Here is a 21,921-nt window from a genome sequence, read left to right as displayed (position 1 = left end):
TGCATGCGGCTTGCTCCAAGCCCCGTAGTACGGGCCCTTGGCACCTGGCATGCAAACTGCTCTACAAACATCAAGAGGGGATGGTGATGGCTATAAATTCCGATTACGTACAGCAGATGTCGACGCAGTTGGCGACCTACGAGGTTCAGTCTTCGCTGGATCGGCTTAACCGCAACGAAGCCCGCTACAAGGCCCAGCGTGATGCGCTGAGTTCGCTGCGCACGTCGATGACGACCTTCAAGTCGGCCATCACCAAGCTCAACAGCAGCACCTCGAGCATGCTGACCAACAGCGCGACCTTCAGCCAGGAGGGTTACGCCACGGCGAGCGTGGGTACCACGGCCAAGGCCGGCACCTATGACTTCTTCGTCGAGCGCCTGGCCAGCAAGCAGCAGGTGGCGGTACAGGGCCTGGTCGATGGCAGCCTGAGCGGCACCCTGACGCTGAATGCCCAGGCCTTCGACCTGAGCCAGTACGCCACGCTGGGCGATGCCGCCACGGCGATCAATGACGCCGGGCTCGGCGTGCAAGCGACCCTGGTGCGCAGCAATGGCGCGGTCAGCCTGGTGGTCAGCAGCGAGCAAACCGGCGCCGCCAATGCCTTCACGCTCGGCATGACCGGCAATGCGGCGGCCACCACGACGCAACTGTCCAGCGCCCAGGATGCGATGGTTCGTCTGGGCGGTAGCTACGGCGCAGGCGGCATCGAGTTGACCAGCGCCAGCAACACCTTCACCGACGTCATCGATGGCGTCAGCCTGACCGTGAGCAAGACCCACGCGGCAGGCGACACGCCGCTGACCGTCACGGTCGGCCAGGACAAGGCCGGCACCCAGGCCAAGGCGCAGACCTTCATCGACGCGTTCAACGCCCTGATGACCAGCTTCGATTCGTTGACCGCCAGCGGTGGCGACAGTGCCAAGCGCGGCGCGCTGGCCGGCGACTCCAGCGTGCGCGCCATCGAGAGCCGCCTGAACGGTCTGTTGCGTGCCGACTTCGGCGGCAAGAGCCTGATCGAGTTCGGCATCAGCGCCGACCGTAACGGCAAGCTGACGATCGATGCCAAGCGTTTCGAGGCCGCGGTCGCCAGCGATCCCGCGGGCTTCGAGGAGCTGTTCACCGGCACCGACAAGCTGCTCGACAGCATGGACAAGACCGTCGCCAGTTACACCAGCAGCACCAATGGCCTGCTGAAGAACCGCATGGACACCCTGGACATGAGCCTGCGTCGCATCGACGAGCAGTTCGAGGCGCTCCAGCAGCAGTACGACACCCATTACAGCCGCTACCTGCGGCAGTTCACCACCATGATGCAGACCATGCAGAGCATGGAGCAGACCAGTGGCATGTTCTCGATGCCCACCTCATCGCAAGCTAACGGATTGTTCTCATGAACAGCTATCACCCCAACGACAGTTATGACAGCTACCGCTCGGTAGACCTCGAAGCCCGCGCGGCTGCCGCGTCGCCCTATGAGCTGGTGCTGGTGCTGATGGACGGCCTGCTGGACGAGCTGGCCCGTGCACGCGGCCACATCGAACACAAGCGCTACCAGCAGAAGGGCATATCGCTGGAAAAGTGCATGAACATCCTCAACGGCCTCAACGGTGCCCTCGATGAAGAAGGTGGCGGTGAGGTGGTTCAGGGGCTGTCGCGTCTCTACGAGTACTGCATCTACCGGCTCTCGGACGTCAGCGTGTCGCTGTCACTGGAAGGGCTGGACGAAGTGACCAACCTGCTCGGCATTCTCCGTGAGGGCTGGGAGGGCGTCAGTGCCGCCCGTAAGTGACAGCGAGCGCCTGATGGCGCTGCACGGCCAGTTGCAGGCAGCGCTGGAGCGCAACGACTGGACCGCGGTGGCCGCGGTCGATGCGGCGATCCGTCAGTGCCTGGAGACGCTGGCCGGACGGCTTGAACTGGACGAGCCGACCCATGCCGCCAAGCACCGCCTCAAGCAACTCCACGGCCAAGGCCTGCAGGCCTGTGCCGAGGAGTGCGAGCGGCTGCGCCAGCTGCTGCTGAACCACCTCGAGTATGCCGAAGGGCGTGCTGCCTATCAGCGCATTGACATGTTCCAAGCCGGAGACAGGGGATGATGATCCAGTCGATATCCGCCACGCTTGCCACTGCTGCCAATGGCGAAGCCCTCCGGCCGCTGGCGGCGCGAGCCGGCCAGGGTGGCCAGGCCACCACCGGCCGGGCGCTGGCAGCTGACCCGCTGCGCGGTTTCGGCGAGCGTATGCGGCAGGCTTCGACCGCCGACCGGGACCTCTCCTCGGAGTTGCCGGCGGCGTCGTGGCAAGGCGTGCGGCCGATGGTGGCGGCCGAGCAGGGCCAGGTCATGCAGGCTGGCGGCACGGCCAGCCAGGGCAGTGAGCAACCCCAGGAGCTGACCCCCGAACAGTGGCTGCTGAGCATGATCGACCAGCAACTGGCCGAGATCCAGGCGCGTGACGCCGCCCAGGCCGACGCGGTGCCCGGCTTGCTGCCGCCGGCGTTGCCGGACACCGTCACGGTCGGCGCGGATGCACCGGTCGCCGGTTCGCCGGAGCAGGATCCGTTCGCCCAGGGGTTGTCGGCGTCCGCTCCGGCCGATCCGCTGAGCAGTTTGATGCCGGGCAGCGGGGCGCAGCGCCGGACGGTCGAGCTCAACCCCTTGGCCGCGTCGCTGCCCACCAGCGCTGCCGAGATGGGCGTCGGGCAAGCCGCCGGTGCCGCGACCGCGCCGCTCGAGGCGGCGTCGACCGCTGCACTGGAGCCGCTACTGGAAGCCGCCGAGCCGCTGGATGCCGGCGACCCACTGGCCGCCGCGGCCGAGCGCGGACAAGCCACGCCGCTGCAGGCGGCAGACCGAGCGCTGAAATTGCAGGCACCGGAAGCCAAGTGGGGTGAACAGATGCTTCACGCCCTGCGCGAAAACGTCGATCTGCAGATCCAGCAGAAGATCCAGAGCGCCACCATTCGTCTCGATCCGCCCGAACTGGGCAGCATGGAAATATTGCTCAGCCACGAGTCGGGCCGGCTGAATGTTCACCTGTCCGCCGCGAACGCCGATGTGGCGCGCCTGCTGCAACAGACCAGCGACCGCCTGCGCCAGGACCTGGTGGGCCAGCATTTCGTCCAGGTCAACGTGCAGGTCGGCGCCGACAGCGGCGGCCAGCAGGGCCAGCCGCGTCAACGCCCGCTGCTGGCCGGGGACGAGGCACCGCTGGCGGCCCGCCCGCAGGAGCAGGCGCCGGAGCGGGAAAGCCTGCGTGCCCGTGACGTCCTGGTCACGGTCTGAGCCGATTCAACCTAATTAGCTATTGGTGAGTGTGTTATGTCGACGCCCCGTATTGTCCTGCTGATGCTGTTGTTTAACGTCCTGACCGTTGCCGGTGGCGTTGGCGCCAGCTACTGGCTGCTCAAACCCGGCCTGGAAGGCTCCAGCCCGGAGGAGGTGGCGGAGGCCGAACCGGTCGAGCCGTCGGAGTACCTGTTCTTCCCGGTGGAGAAGGTCATCGTCAGCGTGCGTGGCGATGGCCGTGAGCACTACTTCGTGCTGGACCTGGCGCTGCAAGCGGACGCAACGGACGAGCCGCCGAAGTTCGAGCAGGCCGAGCCCATCGTGCGCAATTCGGTGGTGGGTTACCTGTCGTCGCTGCCGTTCGACGAGTTGCGCGGGCTGAAGATCGCTGAGCTGCAGACGCGTCTGGAAACCACGCTGTTCGCCGACTTTGCCAGCAAGAACGCAGCGGTGCCCTTCAAGCACGTGCTGGTCAACAAGCTGATCGTGCAGTGAAGGCCACGCCATGAGTGCCACTTGCCCCATCGATTACTACGGCGCTACGCCGGCCGCCCCCTCGGTGTTCGCACCGGCGGTCGAACAGCGCTGGCTGATGCAGTACCTGCCGCTGGTCAAGCGCATCGTTCGCCAGCTGTCACTGCAGGCCAACCAGGTGCTCGACCGTGAGGACATGGAACAGATCGGCATGATGGGGCTGCTCGAAGGCCTGCGCCGCTACGGCGAGCCGGACGAAGGCTTCGGCAAGTTCGCCTCGCTGCGGATTCGCGGCGCCATCCTCGACGAGCTGCGCCGCCAGGACTGGCGTCCGCGCCAGGTCCGCCAGCAGGCACACAAGGTCCGCGATGCGATCCGCGAGCTGTCGCGCCAACTGGGCCATGAACCCAGCGATGAAGAGATCAAGGCCCACACCGGCCTCGATGAAAAGGAATACCAGGCGTTCCTCTGCGCCGATTCATCGGAGGCGATCGAAAGCCTCGACGAGCTGTTGCAGAGCGGACATGAGCATTTCCCCGATACCGCCGAGCTGTTCGAGGAACGCCTGATCAAGGAGCGGGTGCTGGCCCAGGCGCTGGCCCGGCTGGACGAGCGCGAGCGGCTGGTGCTGACGCTGTACTACCAGCACGAGCTGAGCCTGAAGGAAATCGCCCTGGTGCTGGAGGTCAGCGATGCCCGGGTCTGTCAGTTGAGCAAGCAGGCGATCGGCAAGGCCAGTCGTTACCTATCAGAGAGAAGTCAGTAGTCATGCAGAAAGTATTAGGCGCCTTCATCATCATCGGCTGCGTGCTGGGCGGCTACGCCATGGCTCACGGCAACATGCGCATGCTCTGGCAGCCGGCCGAGGTGGTCATCATTCTCGGCGCCGCGCTCGGCAGCCTGGTGGTCGGCAACCCCAAGGAAGTGCTGGTGGAGATGCTGCACCAGATCAAGGGCGTGTTCGCTTACCAGCGCCGTGGCGAGGAGTTTCAGCGCCAGTTGCTGATGCTGCTCTATGAACTGCTGGAGATGGTCGACGTCGGCGGCCTCAAGGTGCTCGATTCGCACATCGAGGAGCCGGAGCAGAGCGATCTGTTCGTGCGCTACCCGCTGATTCTCCAGGAAAAGAACCTGATGGCCTTCATCGCCGACAACTTCCGCCTGATGGCCATGGGCAAGATCACCGCGCACGAGCTCGAAGGCTTTCTCGAGCAGGAACTCGAAGCCATGGAACACGCCCTGCTGCAGCCGGCGCGCTCGCTGCACAAGATCGGTGAGGCCATGCCGGGCTTCGGCATTCTCGCGGCGATCATGGGCATCATCATCACCATGGGCAGCATCGGTGGCAGCGTCGCGGAAATCGGCGCGCACGTGGCCGCGGCGCTGGTCGGTACTTTCCTCGGCATCTTCTTCTGCTACTGCCTGATGGACCCGCTGTCCAATGCCATGAGCCAGCGAATCAAGACCGAGCTCTCCGCCCTCGAATGCGTGCGCACCACGCTGGTTGCCCATGTGGCCGGTAAGCCCACACTGCTGGCGGTCGATGCCGGGCGCAAGCTGATCGAGCAGGACGTCAAGCCGGCCTTCCGCCAGCTGGAGAACTGGGTGACCCAGTACGAGGAAGAAAGGGACGCCGCATGAGAAGCCGGGGCAAGGGCAGGGGAGCTGGCGACGGCGAGCACGAGATCATCATCAAGCGCCGTGGCAAGAAAGGGCACGGTGACGAGCATGGCGGTGCCTGGAAGGTGGCCTTTGCCGACTTCACCCTGGCGATGATGGCGCTGTTCATGGTGCTCTGGATCATCCAGCCGCAGATGGAACTCTCCAATCCGTCCTATGGCGAAATGGAAAGCAATCCTCTGGTCGATGGCGGAGCGGGCATCTTCGACGGCACCAGCACCTCGCCCCTGGAACTCGACGGTGTACCGGTACGCCCGCCGCAAGCCGACGAAACCGACCGCAAGGATGAGAAAAAGGATCAGGACGGTAGCCACAATTACGGCTCGACCGCAGAGCTGAAAAAGCTCGCTGAGCTGATGCGCGAGGTTGCCAGCGAAGTCGACGCCCTGGCCAATCTGGAAGTGGACGTCGTCCCGCAGGGGCTGCGCATCCTCATCAAGGACGACCAGCAGCGCTTCATGTTCCAGCGTGGCAGCGCGACGCTCAACCCGCATTTCGAGAAGCTGCTGGGTGTGCTCGCCGGCGTGCTGGCGAAGGTGGACAACAAGCTGATCATCAGCGGTCATACCGACGCCACACCGTATCGGCAGCGCAACGGCTACAACAACTGGAACCTGTCCGGCGATCGCGCCCTGCGCGCCCGCCATGCGCTGGTCGACGCCGGGCTCGGTGAGCGCGCGGTATTGCAGGTGACGGCGCAAGCCGACGTCATGCCGTTGCGTCCGGACGCGCCCCTGGACGGTGCCAACCGCCGGGTCGAAATCCTCCTGCTGACCGCCTCGGCCGAGGCGCTGTACAAGGAGTTGTTCGGCGACAGCTACGGCAAGGTGCAGTTCTCGCCGAGCGGGGCACGCTATAGCGAAGCGACCGCCAACTGACCGGTCCATTTCCGGATGGGCGATGGGTTGCACCCATCCTACGGGGTGCGGAGCGTCGTTCCGTTGATACAAGGAGCAAGCTGGCTAAGGGCATACGATGCACCAGCGCCTGCCGATATGCCCGGAAACGGCGCCGACCTGCTCCAGAGCGATTTGGGCGCCTGGTGGGCTCGTAGAGTCGTAGGATGGGTGCAACCTATCGCAATTGGCGGTGGGCCGTGTCCGCGAAAGCCAATCCCCGTCCTGCGCCAGCTGCTCTCCCTTCTCCAGTTGCCCGGGATGTGCTTGTCCGGTCCCGTACCGACCGGCGATGCTCGTCAGACGGAGCAGCGTCCCATTGCCGGATGGGCGATGGGTTGCACCCATCCTACGGAGTGCGGACCGTCGTTCTGTTGATCCAAGGAAAAGCTGGCTAAGGGCATGCGATGCACCATCGTGCCGATACACCTGGAGCAGGCGTCGCTTCAGCCGCGGTTGGGGTGATCGTCCGCGCAATAGACCTGACGGGTCTCGACGCTATACAGGCAGGCACCGACCTGCTCGAGGGAGATACGGGCACCCTTGTGGGCGCCGTAGAACAGATTGAACATCAGCTCGTCATCCAGCGAATCCTGGGGGGCCAGGCCATGCACCTGGCCCTCTTCGACGACGAGCGTGGCCCGGCCAAGCAGGTCCGTCTCCAGGCGACCGGAGGCCTCGACGATGGCCGGGGCGTTGCGGGTCAGTGAGTAGAACCGGCCCTTGTTGAACACCAGGCTCTGGCTGACCTGCTGGGTCGTGCCGTCGCGCAGCAGGACATAGCCGCTGGAGCTGTAGTGGCCGTCGAAGCTGGACGATGCATTGCCGCTGGTGCCCATCGCCACGAACGCCCACAGCAACAGCGCTGCCGGGGCCATGATGCGCAGCAGGCGCTTGCCTGCCGCGCCGGTTTCATTCTGGTTGTTCATCGCAAGCATCCTTGTAGTGGGTCGCTGGGCGTCGTCTGGACCTGGCTCTTGTGGATCTTCAGCCAGTTGACCCGTCCGTCTTGCTGCAGGCAGCGGACTTCATAGAAACCAGGGGACATGTTGACGATGAGTCGCCCTGTGCCGGCGTTCATGCTGCTCATCGTATCGACCAGCTGCTGGGTTTCCTTGACCAGCGAATCGAGCAAATGCTGGCTGCGCTCGACATAGAGCACTTCGAGCCCGCCAACGGTGAGTTTCTGGGTGAAGGAAGGCGTCCCCGTGCTGGCCAAACGAAAGCCCAGCGTTGCCAGCCCCATCAGCAGCATCAGGCCGGTACCGGCAAGTGCCGCGCCCTGCCAGGAGCGGGTCCGTGGGGCCGGCCCGCGCGCGGTTGGAAGGGTCACGGCCTCGGGTAGCGGCAGCACGCCAGCCGCCGGCATCGGTGCTTCCTCGGCCTGCACGGCGATGGCAGGCGCTTGCTGCAGCGGCGCGGTGCCCGGTTCTGCAATCAGATACTGCGGATTGAACAGATAGCCCCGCCGCGGCAGCGTCTGGATGATCTGGCTGCGCCCGTCGAACAGGGCCTGGCGCAGTGTGTAGATCTGCTGATTGAGACTGCCCTGGCCGACCACGCGGCCTTCCCAGGCGTAGCTCATCAGATCCTCACGGGAAACCACCTCACCGGGCACCTGCAACAGACGCTCCAGTACCCGGCTGCCGGAAAAGCCGAGGTCGAGCGTGTCTTCGCCTTCCTCGTTGGTCAGTACGAGTTGATAGAGGGCACGGTCGAAGCGGGCCGAACATTCGTCCCGGCCGGTTTTCAACAGAGGGCAAACGAGGGCATCGGTGTCCGTGAGGGGCAGAGATGAGGTCATGAGCGCCAGAGTTCGTGATTTCCGCAAAAAAGGTTTCGCCGGTGTGATTACCTTGGCAAAACAAAGTGGCGGCATCTTGGCGTCAGTTATTTGTTATGGCAAGCGGTCCAGCGCAAGAATCTGCTGAACGGAGGCAGGATGGTGCGGGCGGCAGAGGCTGTCATCAGTCGCGAAAAGGTAGCGAACGGGCCAGTTCGCCGCGCGATAGTCTAGCGATGTGCGAATTAATACCAATGTCCGTTGATCGGAAATAAAAAACCCCGGCTAGGCCGGGGTTTCGTTTGGCTTGGGTTGGGCGATCAGCCCAGCAGACCCATGACCATGCCTGGCATCTGGCCGGCTTGCTTGAGCATGGAGATGCCCGACTGCATGAGCATCGAGTTCTTGCTCATGTTGGCGCTTTCGACGGCGAAGTCGGCGTCCATGATCCGGCCCTTGGCCATCTCGGTGTTGTCCTTCATGTTCGCCAGGTTGTTGTTGACGTGGTTCAGACGGTTGATGTTCGAGCCGAGCGTGGCGCGCATGCTGCCGATCTTGTCCAGCGCAGTGCTCGCGAGCGTGATCGCGCCGTTTGCGGTGGCCTGTGTTTCCAGCTTGGTGTCGGCGGCAGGCGTAGCGTTGAACTGGGCACTCAGGGCGCCAAGCGCGTCGGTGACGGCTTTCAGCTGGGTCGTCGCGTCCAGTGTCATGGTCTCAGCGGCACTGGAGCCGATCTGGAACTTGATACCGCCCGCGGTACCGAACTTACCCGACGCGCCATCTACACCGAACAGGGCTTCGCCTGCATATTTGGTGTTGCTCACGATGTTGGTCAGCTCTTTGCCCAGCTCGTTGAATTCGGCGGACAGCGACTTGCGGTCGTCAGCGCTGTTGGTGTCGTTCGCGGCTTGGGTCGACAGGTCCTTCATGCGCTGAACGATATCGGTCAGTTCGCTGAACGCACCCTCGGCGGTTTGCAGCATGGAGGTGGCATCGCCAGTGTTGCGCATGGCAACGCCCATACCACGGCTCTGAGCGTTCAAGCGGGTGGCGATCTGCAGACCGGCGGCGTCGTCGGCGGCGGAGTTGATGCGCAGGCCAGTGCCCAGACGCTGCTGGTTGGTCGCCAGGGCGTTGTTCGACTTGTTCAGCGCGGTATTGGTGGTCAGGGCAGAGTAGTTAGTGTGAATGGACAGGGCCATGGTGATCATCCTTCGTGCATTGGGCTGTTAGGAGCTGGCTTGACTGCCTGCTGAAAAGGTAAGGCGACAGTACCGCACGGGGGATTAAATCCTGACGCCAATTTTTTTTAGCCGAGTTGCCTGGACGGCTTAATTCGTTTGCTCGACGTTGTTCGCGTGGTTCAGGTGGCTGTTTTCTGATCCCGCAGATGGCTGCACCGCGGCCGCTTTTGTAGGAGCAAGCTCTGCTTGCGAACGAAACCTCCGCGCGGCGGCGAGTCGCAAGCAGAGCTTGCTCCTACAGGGAAGGCTTGGCGTGCGCGGGTGTACGGGGCACCGCGCCGGCGTTGAGCCTCTCGGCGCGATCGAGCGAACTGCTCTTGTAGGAGTGGCCTCTGGCCGCGATCGGGGCTTCCGCGCGGCGGCGGGTCGCAAGCAGAGCTTGCTCCTACAGGGAAGGCTTGGCGTGCGCGGGTGTACGGGGCACCGCGCCGGCGTTGAGCCTCTCGGCGCGATCGAGCGAACTGCTCTTGTAGGAGTGGCCTCTGGCCGCGACCGGGGGCTTCCGCGCGGCGGCGGGTCGCAAGCAGAGCTTGCTCCTACAGGGGGCTTCGGCGTGTCCGGGCACCGCGCCGGCGTTGGGCCTCTCGGCGCGGTCGAGCGAACTGCTTTTGTAGGAGAGGCCTCTGGCCGCGACCGGGGGCTTCCGCGCGGCGGCGGGTCGCAAGCAGAGCTTGCTCCTACAGGAGGCTTCGGCGTGTCCGGGCACCGCGCCGGCGTTGAGCCTCTCGGCGCGATCGAGCGAACTGCTCTTGTAGGAGTGGCCTCTGGCCGCGACCGGGGGCTTCCGCGCGGCGGCGGGTCGCAAGCAGAGCTTGCTCCTACAGGGGGCTTGGGCGTGACGCGGCACCTTGTTGGCTTCAAGTCTGTTGGGTGCGGTCCGGCGGGCTGCTCTTGTAGGAGTGGCCTCTGGCCGCGACCGGGGGCTTCCGCGCGGCGGCGGGTCGCAAGCAGAGCTTGCTCCTACAGGGAAGGCTTGGCGTGCGCGGGTGTACGGGGCACCGCGCCGGCTTTGCGCCTCTCGGCACAATCGAGCGGGCTGCTCTTGTAGGAGTGGCCTCTGGCCGCGACCGGGGACTTCCGCTTGGCGGCGGGTCGCAAGCGGAGCTTGCTCCTACAGAGGGACCTGGGCGTGGCGCCGATCAGAAGGTGCTGGTCACCACGCCGCCTTCGATCACCTTCGCATCGATCACCTTGCCGCTACCGGTATTGCGTACGCGGATCACGTCGCCGGGTTGGCCGTCGGCCAGGGCTTCGCCGGAGGTGGAGGCCTCGATGCCGTCGTGGTTGGCGACGATTTTTACCGGCTGGCCGCGTTTGACCGCCATGGCTTGTTCGAGCAGCGCCGGGGTGATGGTCTGTCCGGCGCGAATGCGGCGTTTGGCCGCGAGGCCGACCACCTCGTCGATGCGGTTGTAGTAGCCACGCCGGGCCTTGGCGACATTGATCCGTTGCAGCTTGAGGGCGCCCGCCGTCAGGGTCTGGCCGCGGTCGATGATGCCCTCGGCATGAACCGCCGGCAGGAAGACATGTGCCTGGCCCGTGGCGTTGGTTGACCAGCCGGGGGTATCGGCGCAGCGGATCTGCAGGGTCTGTCGCTCCATGGCGGATGGCGCCTCGCCTGTCGCCCGCACCTGGAGCGGTTCGGCGCAGCGCGGCAGCTGGGCTGCGCTGGCCGGCACATTGATTTCGTAGCGCAGTTGCATGCCTTGCCAGCCCTGACGCGCGGCCTGCTGTTCAAGCATCAGCCGCAGGTGATTCTCCACGGCCTGCTGGACCTGCGCTGTCGCGTCCGCGTGAGCCGGCGGCACGACGCCGAGCAGCGCAAGGGCGACGATCGACCAGGCGGAAGGCGCTTTTCCGCTTCCGCCTGCGCGGCATAAGCCAAGCGGAAAAAAGCGCGTGCTGTGCGCTCGCTTGTCTGCGTTTTTCGCTATGTAAATCAATGGATTACCCGTATTTGTAGGTTCGGCACGCTTTCTGCAAAACAGCGTGAAAGCGGTGGGCTGGGTTCAGCCTGCACAGGCTGCAAAGGGTATCGGCAAATGAGTATACGGATTGATGAAGCGCTGGGCGTTCACGAACGCGCCCTCGGCTTGCGCATGCAGCGCAGCGAAATTCTCGCGGCAAACCTGGCCAACGAAGACACCCCGGGCTTCCAGGCGCGGGACATCGATTTCAGCAAGGAAATGCAGCGGCTCGACAGCAGCGCCTCGCCGCGCGCCAGCCTCGCCGGTACCGATCCGCGTCTGCTGTACCGCGTCCCGGACCAGCCCTCGCAGGACGGCAACACCGTCGAGCTGTCGACCGAGCAGGCGCAGTTCTCGCGCAACTCCATGGATTTCCAGACCAGCCTGACCTTCATCACGATGAAATTTCGTGGCTTGAAGCAAGCCATCGAGGGCCGTTAAGCCATGTCATTCGATTCCATCTACCGCATCGCCGGTTCGTCCATGAACGCCCAGACCGTGCGTCTGAACACCGTGGCGAGCAACCTGGCCAATACCGACTCGGCGGCCAACAACCCGGCCGACGTCTACCAGGCGCGCAAGCCGATGTTCGCCGCCGTCTACGAGAACAACTCGCTGACCCGCGGCGTCGGCCTCGGCGGTGCCCATGTGCAGGTGCTCGATGTGGTCACCTCCGGTGCCGAGCCCAAGCGCCGTTACGAGCCGGGCAATCCGCTGGCCGATGGCGATGGCTACGTCTATTACCCCGACATCAACGAGATCGAAGAGATGACCGACATGATGTCGGCCACCCGCAGCTTCGAGACCGGCGTCGAGGTGCTCAACCGCGTCAAGAGCATGCAGCAGAGCCTGTTGCGGCTGGGAGAATCCTGATGGCGGTGAGCAATAACCTGCAGGGCAGCGGCCTGTCCAACAGCCATGCCAGCGACTTGCCCAAGCAGGCGGTGAACATCAGCGATGCCACGCAGATGGAAAACAACTTCATCAGCCTGATGGTCGCGCAGATCAAGTACCAGGACCCGACCAAGCCGGTCGACAGCACCGAATTTCTCAACCAGTTCTCGGCCATGTCCCAGGTCAAGAGCATGGAGAACCTCGCCACCGTGGCGAAGAACAACCTGGTGCTGACCGACAACCTGCAGACCCTGACGGCCGCCGGCCTGGTCGGCCAGCAGGTCAGTGTCGCGGTCGAGTCGCTGGCGCTCAGCGGTCAGGCCGTCAGCGGCGGCTTCGACCTCAGCCATGCCTCGGCCCGTACGGCCGTCGTCCTGACCGATTCCAACGGCACCCAGACCCGCATCGAGCTGGGCGCGCAGTCCGCCGGCAAGGTGCCTTTCGTCATCGATCCGGCCAAGCACGGCCTGCGCGACGGCCAATACAGCGTCAGCATCGAGTCGGAAAACGGCGAATTTCCCCAGGTGGAAGTGGCCGGCCAGGTAGCCAACGTGCGCGTCAGCGCCGAAGGCCCGGTGCTGCAGGTCAAGGGCGTCGGTTCGGTGCCCTTCTACAACATCCTCGAATTCGCCCAGGCCGACGCCGGGCTGCTCGGCGGCTGAGCCCCAGGGCTCGCCAGTCATTCCCACTTACGTATCGAGATCAGCCCATGAGCTTCAACATCGCCCTGACCGGCCTGTCCGCCGTCAACGAACAACTCAACACCATCGGCAACAACATCGCCAACGCCGGCACCGTGGGCTTCAAGTCCTCGCGCGCCAACTTCGGCAGCCTCTACGCCGAGAGCCAGGCGATGGGTGTGGAAGTCACCGGCACCAGCCAGAGCATCAGCCAGGGTGGCGCCCTGACCACGACCAACCGCAGCCTCGATTTGGCCATTTCCGGCGGCGGCTTCTTCGTCACCCGCGCCAGCAATGGTGATGTGAGCTATACCCGCGCCGGCGTGTTCGGCACCGACAAGGACAGCTACCTGACCAACAGCCTCGGCCAGCGCCTGCAGGGCTACCCGGCCGACGCCACCGGCAATCTGCAGACCGGCACCGTCAGCGACCTGCAGCTCAAGTCCGGCGGACTGCCGGCCAAGGCCACCGATGCGCTGAGCTTCGTCGCCAACCTCGACGCGAACCAGAACGTGCCGGCCGTGGCCTTCGATCCGCAGGTGGCCGACAGCTACAACTCCACCTACACCACCAAGCTGTACGACTCCCAGGGCAAGGAACACACCCTGACCCAGTACTTCGCCAAGACCGCCGACAACAGCTGGAACGCCCACTACTACGTCGACGGTACCGCCATCGCCGGCCCGCAGGCGCTGACCTTCGACGGCGCCGGCACGCTGGCCGCGCCCATCGGCAAGGTGGCGCTGAACGCGACGTTGACCGGTGGCGTCGATCCGCTGGCCATCCAGCTCGACTACAGCGGCACCAGCCAGTACGGCTCCGAATTCAGCGTGACCAGCAACCGCGCCACCGGCTATTCGGCCGGCGAGCAGACCGGCATGAGCGTCGAGAAGGACGGCAAGGTCTACGCCAGCTATTCCAACGGCGAGCGCCTGCTCCAGGGCCAGGTGGTGCTGGCCAGCTTCGTCAACGCCGAGGGCCTGAAGAACATCAGCGGCACCGCCTGGACCGAAACCGCCGCCTCCGGCGCGGCCATGCTCGGTGCGCCGGGCGTCGGCCAGTACGGCAGCCTGGCCAGCGGCGCGCTGGAAAGCTCCAACGTCGACCTCACCCAGCAGCTGGTGGGCCTGATGGAAGGCCAGCGTAACTACCAAGCCAATACCCAGGTCATTTCCACCAACAAGGAACTGACCCAGGTTCTGTTTAGCGCGCTCTGAGGCTGATCCATGGATCGTTTGGGATACACGGCGATGACCGCCGCCAGCCGCACGATGATGTCGCTGCAGGTGCGCTCCAACAACCTGGCCAATGCCAACACGCCGGGCTTTCGCGCCGATCTCGAGCGCGCCCAGGCCGTTGCCGTCGAAGGCTACGGCTATGACAGCCGGCACATGGCGGTGGTCGAGAACAACGGCGTCAGCCTGGCGGCCGGTCCGATGGTCGCCACCGGCCGCGATCTGGATTTCGCGGTCAAGGGCACCGGCCTGATCGTCCTGCAGGACGGCGAAGGCGAGGCCTACACGCGCCAGGGCAGCCTGCAGATCGACGCCGAGGGTCGCCTGACCCTCAACGGCCGCGCCGTGATGGGCGAGGGCGGTCCGATCGAGCTGCCCGAGCACGACCGCGTCGAGATCGGCAACGACGGCACCGTCTCGGTCATGGCGCCCGGCGACTACCTGATGGCCGAAGTCGACCGCATCCGCCTGGTCGACGTCGCCGCGGCCGATCTGATGAAGAACGAAGCAGGGCTGCTGGTCACGCGCAACGGCGAGCCCGCCGCGCCCAGCGAAAACGTGCGCCTGGCCAGTGGTTTCCTCGAGTCGAGCAACGTCTCGGCGATCGACGAGCTGGCCTCGACCATGAGCCTCAACCGCCTGTTCGAGACCCAGGTAAAGATGATGAAAGCCGCCGAGGACCTCTCCGACGCCGGCAACCGAATGATCCGCGGCAGCTGATCGGGAGATAACGCATGAATTCCGCACTTTGGGTCAGCAAGACCGGCCTGGCCGCCCAGGACACCGCGATGGCGACCGTCGCCAACAACCTGGCCAACGTCAACACCAACGGCTTCAAGAGCGACCGCGCGGTCTTCGAGGACCTGTTCTACAGCATCGAGAAACAGCCGGGCGCTCAGGCCGACGAGATCAACACCGTGCCGTCGGGCATCCAGCTGGGCAGCGGTGTGCGCGTGGCCGGCACCCAGAAGGTCTTCACCGAAGGCAGCATCCAGACCACCGGCCAGCCGATGGACCTGGCGATCGTCGGCCGTGGCTTCTTCCAGGTCGAGGCGCCCAACGGCGACATCCTCTACACCGAGAACGGTCAGTTCCAGCTCAACGCCGAAGGCGTGATGGTCAATGCCCAGGGCCTGCCGCTGACCCCGGCCATCGAAGTGCCGCAGGGCGCGACCGGCTTCACCGTGGGCGCCGACGGCATCGTCACCGCGGTGCTGCCCGGCGACACCCTGCCGTCCGAGCTGGGCCAGATCACCCTGGTCAACTTCACCAACCCCGGTGGCCTGGAAGCCCTGGGTGGCAATCTCTATCGCGAGAGCGTCGCCAGCGGCGAAGCCGTCGAAGGCGTGCCGGGCGAGGAAGGCCTCGGCCAGCTCAAGCAGGGCGTGCTGGAGGGCTCCAACGTGCAGGTGGTCGAGGCCATGGTGGCGATGATCGCCATCCAGCGCGCCTACGAGGCCAACGCCAAGGTGCTCGATGCCGCCAGCGGCATGCAGCAGTTCCTCAACCAGACCGTCTGAGACCCGTGATGCGTACGCCTCTACTGTTCGTCGCGCTGGCCCTGCTCGGCGGTTGCGCCAGCTTCAACGAACTGCGCCCCGATGCGCCTTCGACCGAGTACGAGCCGCTGGAGCTGGACTACAGCCTGCCGCCGACCACCGGCGGCGGCCTGTTCCGCTCCGGCTACAGCGGCTCGCTGATCAGCGACCGGCGCGCCGTGCGGGTGGGCGACATCCTCACCGTGGTGCTGGACGAATCCACCCAGTCGAGCAAGAGCGCCGGCACCAGCTTCGGCAAGGAGTCGAGCGTTGGCATCGGCGTGCCGACCATTCTCGGCAAGGCCTATCCGAACGTCGAAACCAACGCCGGCGCCGAGCGTGAGTTCAGCGGCTCGGCCAAGAGTTCGCAGCAGAACACCCTGCGCGGCTCCATCGCCGTCAGCGTGCACCGCGTGCTGCCCAACGGCACCCTGCAGATCAAGGGCGAAAAGGCCCTGCGCCTGAACCAGGGCGACGAATTCATCCGCCTGACCGGCCTGGTGCGTATCGACGACATCAACCGCTACAACCAGGTGTCCTCGCAGAGCGTGGCCAACGCCAAGATTTCCTATGCCGGCCGTGGCGTGCTCAACGACAGCAACTCGGCTGGCTGGCTGACGCGTTTCTTCGCCTCGCCGCTGTTCCCTCTTTAAGTGATGGCCCTAGCAATGATTAGCCCGCTGCGATCCCTCAAGCTGTTGCTCGCCGCCGCCGCGCTCTGGCAGTTGCCGGCGCAGGCCGTGCCGCTGATGGACCTCGTCGACATCGAAGGCATCCGCGGCAACCAGCTGATCGGCTACGGCCTGGTGGTCGGCCTCGACGGCACTGGCGACAAGAACCAGGTCAAGTTCACCAGCCAGTCGGTGGCGAACATGATCAAGCAGTTCGGCGTGAACCTGCCGCCGAACGTCGACCCCAAGCTGAAGAACGTCGCCGCGGTCACCATCACCGCCACCGTGCCGCCGTCCTACAGCGCTGGCCAGACCGTCGACGTCACCGTCTCCTCGCTGGGCGACGCCAAGAGCCTGCGTGGCGGCCAGCTGTTGATGACCCCGCTGCAAGGCGTCGACGGCGAAATCTACGCCCTAGCCCAGGGCGCGGTGATCGTCGGCGGCGTCAACGCCGAAGGTGCGAGCGGCTCCAAGGTGGCCATCAACACCTCCAACAGCGGGCTGATTCCCAATGGCGCGACGGTCGAGCGGATGATCCCCAGCGACTTCACCGAGCGTCCGGACGTCATGCTCAATGTGCGCCAGCCAAGCTTCCAGACCGTGAGCCGCGTGGTCGATGCGGTGGACGCCTACTTCGGCAAGGGCACCGCCACCGCGCTCAACGCCACCAAGGTGTCGATTCGCGCACCGCTCACCAGCACCCAGCGCATGAGCTTCATGGCCATGCTCGAACGCCTGGACGTGCAAGAAGGACGCACCCGGCCGAAGGTGGTGTTCAACAGCCGCACCGGCACCGTCGTGGTGGGCGAGGGCGTGCGGGTCAAGGCCGCCGCGGTGGCGCATGGCAGCCTGACCGTGACCATCAGCGAAAACCCGCAGGTCAGCCAGCCGAACCCCTTGTCTGGCGGCCAGACCGTGGTCACGCCGCAGTCGGACGTCGCCATCGAGCAGGACCGCAAGGCGATGTTCAAGTGGCCTGAGGGCGCCAGCCTGGAAAGCATCATCAGCACCATCAACAGCCTCGGCGCCACGCCGGATGACGTCATGAGCATCCTCCAGGCGCTGGAGCGCGCCGGCGCGCTGAACGCCGAACTGATCGTGATGTAAGACCGCCGTATCCGGCCCGCCCGTTGGGCAGGCCGGCCACGCAGCCGATTGAAGACAGGTTTCAAGCCGACCATGAGCATCGTATCCCTCCCGCAACACCTCGCTTCCCTGCGCAATCGCGCCGATGGTCCGACCGCGGCGCGGCGCCAGCAGCTGGAAGTCGTCGCCGAGCAGTTCGAGGCGATGTTCCTGCAGCAGATCCTCAAGCAGATGCGCAAGGCCGGCGATGTCCTGGGTGCCGGCAATCCGATGCGCAGCCGCGAGCTGGACACCATGCGCGACTTCTACGACGAGGTGCTCGCCGACACCCTGGCCGGCAAGCGCCAGACGGGGATCGCCGACATGCTGGTGCAGCAGCTCGGCGGTGAAGCCGCTGGCGCGCCGGCGCCGGCGCCGACGGCGCTGGCCGGTCATGTGGGCAGCGGTTTGCAAAGCGGTGGCCTGCATGCGCTGCGCGGCACCTGGCAGCGCGGTGTCGAGGCGCTGGACAGCGCCTGGGAAAGCGGCAAGGCCGGTTTCAAGTCGCTGGTCGACAGCGTGATCAGGCATGAATCGAGTGGCAACATCGCCGCCGTCTCGCCAAAAGGCGCACGCGGCCTGATGCAACTGATGCCGGGCACCGCGCGGGACATGGCCGCCGAACTCGGTTTGCCGTTCAGCGAAGCGCGGCTGACCACCGATGCCGATTACAACAAGCGTCTCGGCAGCGCCTACCTGAACAAGATGCTCGACCGTTACGACGGTCACGAGGCGTTGGCGCTGGCCGCGTACAACGCCGGTCCCGGGCGGGTGGACGAATGGCTGAAGAGCCATGGCGATCCGCGCAAGGGCGAGATCGGCACCGGCGCCTGGGTGCAAAAGATCCCCTACGCCGAGACCCGCGACTACACCCGCAAGATTCTCGACGATCTGCGCGCCGCCGCACCGCGGCAGGCCGAGCCACGGGCGCAGCTGCAGGCCGTTCCGGCGGTTGTGCCGTCACCGCTTAATTCCGCCAATGATCCGGTCGCTCTTTCCTCAGGGCGCAGCGTTGTTGCCGGTGCCCATCTCTCGGTGGCGTTCGCGCAACCGATCCGGATCGAGTCGAAGGAAGTCGTGTCGTGAGTATTTTGGGTCAAATCGGCTACAGCGGCGTTCGCGCCTCGCAGATCGCCCTTTCGGCGACCGGGCAGAACATCGCCAACGTCAACACGCCCGGCTTCAGCCGCCTGCGGCCAGAGCTGCAGTCGCTGGGCGGGCAGACGGCGGTCAGCATCGGTGGCGGGGTTCAGGTCGGCAGCATCCGGCGGCTGTCCAACGACTTCCAGAATCAGCAACTCTGGCGCGCCAGCACCGACCAGAACTACTTCAATACCAGCCAGCAGTACCTGACCGCGCTGGAAGGCCTGATCGACAGCGAAGGCTCGAGCGTCAGCGTCGGCCTGGACAACTTCTTCGCCGCGCTCAGCGAAGCCAGCTCCACCCCCGAGTCCATCGCCCTGCGCCAGCAGATCATCGGCGAAGCCAAGCAGTTGGCGCAGCGCTTCAATGGCCTGAACAGCAACATCGGCACCCAGCTCAATGCCCTGCAGGGCCAGCGTGTGGCGATGGTCAGCGAAATCAACGGGCTATCCGGCAACATCGCCGAGCTGAACGCGCAGATTCGCGAAATGGAGTCCTCGGGCCGCGACACCGCCACCCTACGCGATTACCGCGAGAACCTGGTCAAGGATCTCAGCCAGTACGCCGGCATCCGCGTGCAGGACGCCGCCGACGGCACCCTCAACGTCTCGCTGGCCAACGGTCAGCCGCTGGTCGCCGGGGCAACGGCTGGCCAGCTGAAGGTCAATGCCAACCTCGCCGGTGAACAGGAGATGACGCTGGTTTTCGCCAAGACCACCTTCCCGCTCGACCAGCAGGGCATCGGCGGATCGCTCGGCGGCCTCTACGACATGGAGTACGGCGCGCTGCGCCCGGCCCAGCAGGATCTGCACGACATGGCCTCGGCCGTGGCGACGATGATCAACGATGCCCTGGCCGGTGGCTTCGACCTGAACGGCAATCCCGGTCAGCCGCTGTTCAGCTACAACGCCGGCAGCACCAGCGGCATGCTGGCGGTCAGCGCGCTGGGCGCCTCGGAGCTGGCGTTTTCCGGCACCGCTGGCGAGGTGGGCAACAACAAGACTCTGTTGGCCATGCTCGATCTGAAGTCGGCGGGTGTCACGGTCGCTGGCAACAGCGTACCGCTCAACGATGCCTACGCCGGCCTGGTCGGTCGCGTGGCCAGCGCCAGCCGGCAGAACCAGGCGGATCTGCGCGCCGCGACCACGGTGGCCGAACAGGCTCAGGCCCAGCGCGACAGCGTCAGCGCGGTCAACCTGGACGAGGAAGCGGTCAACCTCATGGCCTACGAGCAGGCCTACCAGGCCAACATGAAGGTCATCAGCACCAGCAACGACCTGTTCAACGCCGTACTGGCAATGTTCTGAACCGGCGCACGCCGGCTCGACTGACGAGAAAGACACCATGCGCATCTCCAACGCCCAGATCACCGCCATGATGCACGGCTCGATGAACACCAGCTCCGAGAAGCTCGGCAAGCTGATGCAGCAGATGGCCACCGGCGAGCGCATGCTGATGCCCTCGGATGACCCGATCTCCGCCGTGCGCGTGCTGCGTATCGAGCGCGAGGAAGCCACCCTGACCCAGTACCGCACCAATATCGCCAACGTGGCGGGCAACCTGTCCAAGCAGGAAGCCAACCTCAAGGCGGCGTCCGACACCATGCTCAACGTGCGCGACCTGCTCCTGTGGGCCGCCAATGGCAGCAACACCAGCGAAGACCTGGCCGCCATCGCCAACGAGATGGGCAACCTGGAACGGACCATTCTCAGCTTCGCCAACGTGCGCGACGAGGAAGGCCGTTACCTGTTCTCCGGCACCCTCAGCGACCGGCCGTCCATCACCTTCGATGCCGCCACCCAGAGCTACCAGCTGACCGGCAACGATCAATACCGCCAGGCGGCAGTCGCCAATGGCGTACTGGTCGAGGAGAATGTCACCGCCGCGCAGGTCTTCGGCGGTGGCGTCGGCATGCTCAACGACCTCAATGCGTTGGTGAAAATGCTCGCCGACCCGGCGCTGAACGCCAACGACCCCGCGGTGCAGGCGTCGATCACCGCCACGCTCAACAGCCTCGACAAGACGCACGGCAACCTGCTCGGTGCGGTGTCGGAGCTGGGCGGCCGGCAGAACACCCTGACGTTGCTGTCGAGCAGCAACGAGGACGTCTCGCTGGTGAACAAGAAAATCGAGGGCGAGTTGTCGCAACTCGACTACGCCTCGGCCAGCATCGACCTGAACAACTATCAGCTGTCGCTGCAGGCGACGCAGAAAACCTATTTGAAGATCAATGGGCTGTCGCTGTTCGGCATGCTCTGACCGAGGTAGCGTGAATGAAGATTGGCAAGCAGCTCCCCGCTGTTTCCGCAATCAACCCGCAGGAGCGCCGCGAGGCGTTGCTGCGCGATGCGCCTGCGCCGCTGCGGGCCGGTGTGCCGTCCGAAGTCCCTAACCCCGAGACGGCTTCGAACAAGAGCACCAGCTTCAGCCTGCAGCTCAATCAGCAGCTGTCCTCGATGCAGTCGGCCGACAGCTACCTTGGCGATTTGCAGACGCGCCTGTCGCAGCTCAAGCTCAGCCTCAGTCGCCAGATCAGCTCGCCACAGCCCAATGGCGAAGAGCACATCCGCCAGGCCGTGCAGCAGGTGGGCGAATTGCTCAAGGAGCGCAGCCAGCGCTCGGGCAACTCGCTGGACGCCACGCTCAAGCTGCGCCTGACCGAACCGGTACGCAGCCGTTTCAGCCTGCAGGGCCTGGAGTCGCTGGAAAAGATTCGCCAGTCGGGCCGCGAGACGCTGCTGTTCAGCGGTGGCCGTCAGCTGGCCGAACCGGTGGCCGTGGTGCTCGACGACGAGATGACCGACGAGCAGATCCTGCGCTGCTTCAACGGCAGCCTGGGTCAGGCCGGGATTCGCGCCGAGCTGGACCAGAACGGTGCGCTGAAATTTTCCGCCCGCGAAGGCGACTGGCAGAAACTCAAGGGCCAGCTGGCGGTACAGGGCGAAGGCAAGCTGTTCGACAAGGGCCGGTACGTTCGCGTGCAGAGCGAGGACGACCAGCTGCTGAGCTTCCCCGAAGAACTGCAGCTCGATTCCTTCCGTGAGCTGCGCCGTCTGCTCGATTCGGTGGTGGCCGGGCTCGACAAGGTCACCACGCTGCGCGAACAGCTGAGCAACCGCCAGCAGGAAATCCGCGAATTCCTCGCGCGCCAGGCGCATGCCGACGAGAAGCAGTGGGCCATGGATTTCTCCCGCTCGGTATTCAACCTGATGCAGCGCAGCCCATCGAGCTACGCCGCGGTCACCCAGACGGTCGTCGCCCAGGCGACCATCAGCCGCTTCGCGGTGGTCAGCCTGCTGTCCTGA

General features: G+C 65.1%; 24 protein-coding genes. 20 read left to right on the top strand and 4 right to left on the bottom strand.

Annotated features, from left to right (window positions below):
- The first annotated feature begins 86 nt into the window (after positions 1 to 86).
- The 8 genes from fliD to KVO92_RS09910 are packed head-to-tail and all read left to right on the top strand — an operon-like array spanning position 87 to position 6,318.
- Positions 87 to 1,394 (top strand): flagellar filament capping protein FliD, encoded by a 1,308-nt coding sequence (fliD, locus tag KVO92_RS09945; RefSeq protein WP_217475503.1) that lies wholly within the window; start codon positions 87 to 89, stop codon positions 1,392 to 1,394.
- A complete protein-coding gene (fliS, locus tag KVO92_RS09940; RefSeq protein ID WP_217475502.1) occupies positions 1,391 to 1,789 on the top strand; it encodes a flagellar export chaperone FliS in 399 nt (132 codons plus the stop codon). The genes fliD and fliS overlap by 4 nt, the downstream gene beginning before the upstream one ends.
- On the top strand, positions 1,773 to 2,096 hold the full coding sequence (locus KVO92_RS09935; RefSeq protein ID WP_217475501.1) for a hypothetical protein: 324 nt from the start codon (positions 1,773 to 1,775) through the stop codon (positions 2,094 to 2,096). Before fliS ends, KVO92_RS09935 begins: the two co-directional genes overlap by 17 nt.
- Positions 2,093 to 3,283, top strand: coding sequence for a flagellar hook-length control protein FliK (locus KVO92_RS09930; protein ID WP_217475500.1), 1,191 nt, complete (start codon positions 2,093 to 2,095; stop codon positions 3,281 to 3,283). The genes KVO92_RS09935 and KVO92_RS09930 overlap by 4 nt, the downstream gene beginning before the upstream one ends.
- Before the next feature lie 36 nt (positions 3,284 to 3,319).
- The gene (locus tag KVO92_RS09925) at positions 3,320 to 3,781 is read left to right on the top strand and encodes a flagellar basal body-associated FliL family protein (protein WP_217475499.1); all 462 of its coding nucleotides are present in this window, start codon (positions 3,320 to 3,322) and stop codon (positions 3,779 to 3,781) included.
- 10 nt (positions 3,782 to 3,791) lie between these two features.
- Positions 3,792 to 4,526, top strand: a complete 735-nt coding sequence (locus KVO92_RS09920; RefSeq protein WP_217475498.1) for a FliA/WhiG family RNA polymerase sigma factor — start codon at positions 3,792 to 3,794, stop codon at positions 4,524 to 4,526.
- Positions 4,527 to 4,528: 2 nt separating this feature from the next.
- Positions 4,529 to 5,401 carry a flagellar motor stator protein MotA gene (gene motA / locus KVO92_RS09915; RefSeq protein WP_217475497.1) on the top strand — a complete coding sequence of 291 codons (873 nt, stop codon included), beginning with the start codon at positions 4,529 to 4,531 and terminating at the stop codon, positions 5,399 to 5,401.
- The gene (locus KVO92_RS09910; protein ID WP_217475496.1) at positions 5,398 to 6,318 is read left to right on the top strand and encodes an OmpA family protein; all 921 of its coding nucleotides are present in this window, start codon (positions 5,398 to 5,400) and stop codon (positions 6,316 to 6,318) included. The genes motA and KVO92_RS09910 overlap by 4 nt, the downstream gene beginning before the upstream one ends.
- A gap of 464 nt (positions 6,319 to 6,782) precedes the next feature.
- Here the strand turns inward: KVO92_RS09910 and KVO92_RS09905 are convergent, their stop codons facing one another.
- From KVO92_RS09905 to flgA, 4 genes are all read right to left on the bottom strand, one after another.
- Positions 6,783 to 7,265, bottom strand: coding sequence for a hypothetical protein (locus KVO92_RS09905; RefSeq protein WP_217475495.1), 483 nt, complete (start codon positions 7,263 to 7,265; stop codon positions 6,783 to 6,785).
- On the bottom strand, positions 7,262 to 8,140 hold the full coding sequence (locus KVO92_RS09900; RefSeq protein ID WP_217475494.1) for a transcriptional regulator: 879 nt from the start codon (positions 8,138 to 8,140) through the stop codon (positions 7,262 to 7,264). The genes KVO92_RS09905 and KVO92_RS09900 overlap by 4 nt, the downstream gene beginning before the upstream one ends.
- Positions 8,141 to 8,439: 299 nt before the next feature.
- Entirely contained in the window at positions 8,440 to 9,321 is an 882-nt protein-coding gene (lafA, locus tag KVO92_RS09895; RefSeq protein WP_217475493.1) for a lateral flagellin LafA, read from the bottom strand.
- Between the two features lie 1,181 nt (positions 9,322 to 10,502).
- On the bottom strand, positions 10,503 to 11,126 hold the full coding sequence (gene flgA, locus KVO92_RS09890) for a flagellar basal body P-ring formation chaperone FlgA (RefSeq protein WP_336512624.1): 624 nt from the start codon (positions 11,124 to 11,126) through the stop codon (positions 10,503 to 10,505).
- Between the two features lie 279 nt (positions 11,127 to 11,405).
- Here flgA and flgB point away from each other — a divergent pair, with 279 nt between their 5' ends.
- From flgB to KVO92_RS09830, 12 genes are all read left to right on the top strand, one after another.
- The gene (flgB, locus tag KVO92_RS09885; RefSeq protein ID WP_217475492.1) at positions 11,406 to 11,771 is read left to right on the top strand and encodes a flagellar basal body rod protein FlgB; all 366 of its coding nucleotides are present in this window, start codon (positions 11,406 to 11,408) and stop codon (positions 11,769 to 11,771) included.
- Positions 11,772 to 11,774: 3 nt separating this feature from the next.
- Positions 11,775 to 12,203 carry a flagellar basal body rod protein FlgC gene (gene flgC, locus KVO92_RS09880; RefSeq protein ID WP_217475491.1) on the top strand — a complete coding sequence of 143 codons (429 nt, stop codon included), beginning with the start codon at positions 11,775 to 11,777 and terminating at the stop codon, positions 12,201 to 12,203.
- Positions 12,203 to 12,886 carry a flagellar hook capping FlgD N-terminal domain-containing protein gene (locus tag KVO92_RS09875; protein ID WP_254621403.1) on the top strand — a complete coding sequence of 228 codons (684 nt, stop codon included), beginning with the start codon at positions 12,203 to 12,205 and terminating at the stop codon, positions 12,884 to 12,886. Before flgC ends, KVO92_RS09875 begins: the two co-directional genes overlap by 1 nt.
- Positions 12,887 to 12,933: 47 nt before the next feature.
- Positions 12,934 to 14,121, top strand: coding sequence for a flagellar hook protein FlgE (flgE, locus tag KVO92_RS09870; protein WP_217475490.1), 1,188 nt, complete (start codon positions 12,934 to 12,936; stop codon positions 14,119 to 14,121).
- Positions 14,122 to 14,130: 9 nt separating this feature from the next.
- Positions 14,131 to 14,859 carry a flagellar basal-body rod protein FlgF gene (gene flgF / locus KVO92_RS09865; protein ID WP_217475489.1) on the top strand — a complete coding sequence of 243 codons (729 nt, stop codon included), beginning with the start codon at positions 14,131 to 14,133 and terminating at the stop codon, positions 14,857 to 14,859.
- Between the two features lie 14 nt (positions 14,860 to 14,873).
- Positions 14,874 to 15,659 carry a flagellar basal-body rod protein FlgG gene (gene flgG / locus KVO92_RS09860; protein ID WP_217475488.1) on the top strand — a complete coding sequence of 262 codons (786 nt, stop codon included), beginning with the start codon at positions 14,874 to 14,876 and terminating at the stop codon, positions 15,657 to 15,659.
- A gap of 8 nt (positions 15,660 to 15,667) precedes the next feature.
- Complete coding sequence (gene flgH, locus KVO92_RS09855) at positions 15,668 to 16,330, top strand: flagellar basal body L-ring protein FlgH (RefSeq protein WP_217475487.1); 663 nt, start codon at positions 15,668 to 15,670, stop codon at positions 16,328 to 16,330.
- A gap of 15 nt (positions 16,331 to 16,345) precedes the next feature.
- Positions 16,346 to 17,455: a flagellar basal body P-ring protein FlgI gene (locus tag KVO92_RS09850; RefSeq protein ID WP_217475486.1), complete on the top strand. Its 1,110-nt coding sequence runs from the start codon at positions 16,346 to 16,348 to the stop codon at positions 17,453 to 17,455.
- A gap of 72 nt (positions 17,456 to 17,527) precedes the next feature.
- Entirely contained in the window at positions 17,528 to 18,559 is a 1,032-nt protein-coding gene (locus KVO92_RS09845; RefSeq protein WP_217475485.1) for a transglycosylase SLT domain-containing protein, read from the top strand.
- On the top strand, positions 18,556 to 19,923 hold the full coding sequence (gene flgK / locus KVO92_RS09840; RefSeq protein ID WP_217475484.1) for a flagellar hook-associated protein FlgK: 1,368 nt from the start codon (positions 18,556 to 18,558) through the stop codon (positions 19,921 to 19,923). The genes KVO92_RS09845 and flgK overlap by 4 nt, the downstream gene beginning before the upstream one ends.
- Before the next feature lie 37 nt (positions 19,924 to 19,960).
- Positions 19,961 to 20,875 (top strand): flagellar hook-associated protein FlgL, encoded by a 915-nt coding sequence (gene flgL, locus KVO92_RS09835; RefSeq protein ID WP_217475483.1) that lies wholly within the window; start codon positions 19,961 to 19,963, stop codon positions 20,873 to 20,875.
- A gap of 14 nt (positions 20,876 to 20,889) precedes the next feature.
- Positions 20,890 to 21,921 carry a hypothetical protein gene (locus KVO92_RS09830; RefSeq protein WP_217475482.1) on the top strand — a complete coding sequence of 344 codons (1,032 nt, stop codon included), beginning with the start codon at positions 20,890 to 20,892 and terminating at the stop codon, positions 21,919 to 21,921.

Origin of the sequence: Stutzerimonas stutzeri, assembly GCF_019090095.1 — a bacterium.
In the GTDB taxonomy this organism is placed as follows: Bacteria; Pseudomonadota; Gammaproteobacteria; order Pseudomonadales; family Pseudomonadaceae; genus Stutzerimonas; species Stutzerimonas stutzeri_AN.
This window is presented reverse-complemented; position numbering and strand designations above follow the sequence as displayed.

Coding starts and splice junctions, on each gene's coding strand:
- fliD (WP_217475503.1), top strand. CDS start 87: ATGGCTATAAATTCCGATTACGTACAGCAGATGTCGACGCAGTTGGCG.
- fliS (WP_217475502.1), top strand. CDS start 1,391: ATGAACAGCTATCACCCCAACGACAGTTATGACAGCTACCGCTCGGTA.
- KVO92_RS09930 (WP_217475500.1), top strand. CDS start 2,093: ATGATGATCCAGTCGATATCCGCCACGCTTGCCACTGCTGCCAATGGC.
- KVO92_RS09925 (WP_217475499.1), top strand. CDS start 3,320: ATGTCGACGCCCCGTATTGTCCTGCTGATGCTGTTGTTTAACGTCCTG.
- KVO92_RS09920 (WP_217475498.1), top strand. CDS start 3,792: ATGAGTGCCACTTGCCCCATCGATTACTACGGCGCTACGCCGGCCGCC.
- motA (WP_217475497.1), top strand. CDS start 4,529: ATGCAGAAAGTATTAGGCGCCTTCATCATCATCGGCTGCGTGCTGGGC.
- KVO92_RS09910 (WP_217475496.1), top strand. CDS start 5,398: ATGAGAAGCCGGGGCAAGGGCAGGGGAGCTGGCGACGGCGAGCACGAG.
- KVO92_RS09905 (WP_217475495.1), bottom strand. CDS start 7,265: ATGAACAACCAGAATGAAACCGGCGCGGCAGGCAAGCGCCTGCTGCGC.
- KVO92_RS09900 (WP_217475494.1), bottom strand. CDS start 8,140: ATGACCTCATCTCTGCCCCTCACGGACACCGATGCCCTCGTTTGCCCT.
- lafA (WP_217475493.1), bottom strand. CDS start 9,321: ATGGCCCTGTCCATTCACACTAACTACTCTGCCCTGACCACCAATACC.
- flgB (WP_217475492.1), top strand. CDS start 11,406: ATGAGTATACGGATTGATGAAGCGCTGGGCGTTCACGAACGCGCCCTC.
- flgC (WP_217475491.1), top strand. CDS start 11,775: ATGTCATTCGATTCCATCTACCGCATCGCCGGTTCGTCCATGAACGCC.
- KVO92_RS09875 (WP_254621403.1), top strand. CDS start 12,203: ATGGCGGTGAGCAATAACCTGCAGGGCAGCGGCCTGTCCAACAGCCAT.
- flgE (WP_217475490.1), top strand. CDS start 12,934: ATGAGCTTCAACATCGCCCTGACCGGCCTGTCCGCCGTCAACGAACAA.
- flgF (WP_217475489.1), top strand. CDS start 14,131: ATGGATCGTTTGGGATACACGGCGATGACCGCCGCCAGCCGCACGATG.
- flgG (WP_217475488.1), top strand. CDS start 14,874: ATGAATTCCGCACTTTGGGTCAGCAAGACCGGCCTGGCCGCCCAGGAC.
- flgH (WP_217475487.1), top strand. CDS start 15,668: ATGCGTACGCCTCTACTGTTCGTCGCGCTGGCCCTGCTCGGCGGTTGC.
- KVO92_RS09850 (WP_217475486.1), top strand. CDS start 16,346: ATGATTAGCCCGCTGCGATCCCTCAAGCTGTTGCTCGCCGCCGCCGCG.
- KVO92_RS09845 (WP_217475485.1), top strand. CDS start 17,528: ATGAGCATCGTATCCCTCCCGCAACACCTCGCTTCCCTGCGCAATCGC.
- flgL (WP_217475483.1), top strand. CDS start 19,961: ATGCGCATCTCCAACGCCCAGATCACCGCCATGATGCACGGCTCGATG.
- KVO92_RS09830 (WP_217475482.1), top strand. CDS start 20,890: ATGAAGATTGGCAAGCAGCTCCCCGCTGTTTCCGCAATCAACCCGCAG.